This window comes from Gammaproteobacteria bacterium (genome assembly GCA_003696665.1).
GTDB lineage: Bacteria > Pseudomonadota > Gammaproteobacteria > Enterobacterales.
Genome location: RFGJ01000628.1, coordinates 1 through 1,594 on the forward strand (window position 1 = coordinate 1; position 1,594 = coordinate 1,594).

A 1,594-nucleotide genomic window follows, 5' to 3' on the forward strand; every position below is an offset into this window, starting at 1 on the left:
CTTGAATACGCACCTTCAGGTCATCGAATGTCGCCTTACTGGCGGTCACGATATAGAAATCGGTAATGTGTTCCTGATCTTCCAGCGCCTCCAGCCAGGCATCGGCCTGGGAGTCGTCGAACAGGATAGAAGCGGGATGCTTTTCGGAGACCACAAAGGCGGAATCCTTCTTCACCGCCGACTGGGGAATGCCATCGATCAGGGCGACCAACTGTTTTTTCTTTGCGGCAGTGCTCAAATCATCGACGGAGGTGAAAGCGATTTGCTGGAACTTGCGAGGCTTCTCTATTTCTACGGTCCTGCCTGTGAGGTATTCACCATCCAACTCCGAGCCGTCATCGCGCTTGCCAAGGATCGTGTATTTGGAGCGGGGCCAGGTAACGGACTGGCAGACGCCGTGGCGCTCCCATTCCGGCTGACCGGGCCGGTAACCCTGCCTGGAAAGGCTTTTCGCTTCTTCCTCGGACACCTCGTTATTGGTGACCATGATGCAGCGGCGCTGGCCACTGTCCAGAGCGTTAAGAAGATTGACTGCGTGCAGTGTGGTGCCGGAGCCAGCGAAAAAATCTAGGATAAGAGCATCCTTCCTACCTCTCACCACGGATGCTAGGCAATCTCTTACCGCATAGATCGATTTTGGAAATTGAAATACGCCTCTCTTCGATAACAGTTTGTGCAGCAGCGTGGTGCCGTGCGTACCGGCATCATGATGTGTGTTCCACCAAACCGTTTTTGGCTTTGCCAAGAGATTCTTAGGCTCCCAAATATTGAGAGTCCAAGTATCCCGTTTTTTGTTATGCCGACCGAGGACAACACGCTTTTCGTCAATCAAGCGTTGCATAGTATCGGGGATAAAGCGCCAACATCTGTGGTTACCATCATCATCAATTGGCCATATCGGCCTCAGCCCATTCTTTCGGCGAAATGATGGCTCTTTTCCAAGTGGTAATGATTTACCAGCCTCAATGACGAGACCGGCTTCTTCATCTATATAAATCGGATAAAACTGATTAGGGCGCTGGTGCCGATAGCTTGATTCACTGCCACGACGCCTAGCGTGTCGCAATTCCCATAAATCGCTTGTTGGTGAAGTGACAGGATCAAACTTCAAAGACGACTCAACCAGTGAACTTTCAACATCTCCATTTTCTCCCGTTTCCTCTTCACTGATTCCGTCTAGAGATATGCCGGTTATTACAGAGCGCCCTAAATCGGGAATACAGAACAGCGCATGCTCTTCAACTCTAGCGAAATTGTATTTTCCAGTGCCTTTCGGATTGATCACGATAGTCACCATCTGTCGCAGGAAAGAACTGAAGTCCTGTTCCAGCAAGCAACCAAGATGATGGACTTCATTTTCATCAATCGTCACGATCAAAACGCCATCATTCTTGAGCAACCGCTTCGCAATACGCAGCCTTCTGCGCATAAATGCTAACCATTTGCTGTGCTGCCAATTGTCATTGGCGTCTACATAGTCATTGTTGTATTTCCAATCCCTTGCACCGCTGTTATACGGCGGATCGATATAAATGCAATCCACCTGCCCGGCATATAGGTATTCCAGCAACTGCAGCGCGTGGTAGTTGTCCGC

General features: G+C 50.0%; 1 protein-coding gene. It reads right to left on the reverse strand.

Translation table 11 applies throughout. The features are described 5' to 3' along the window. Nucleotides 1-1,594 (reverse strand): site-specific DNA-methyltransferase (locus D6694_15175; GenBank protein RMH34536.1); only part of this gene is annotated, 1,594 nt, incomplete at both ends.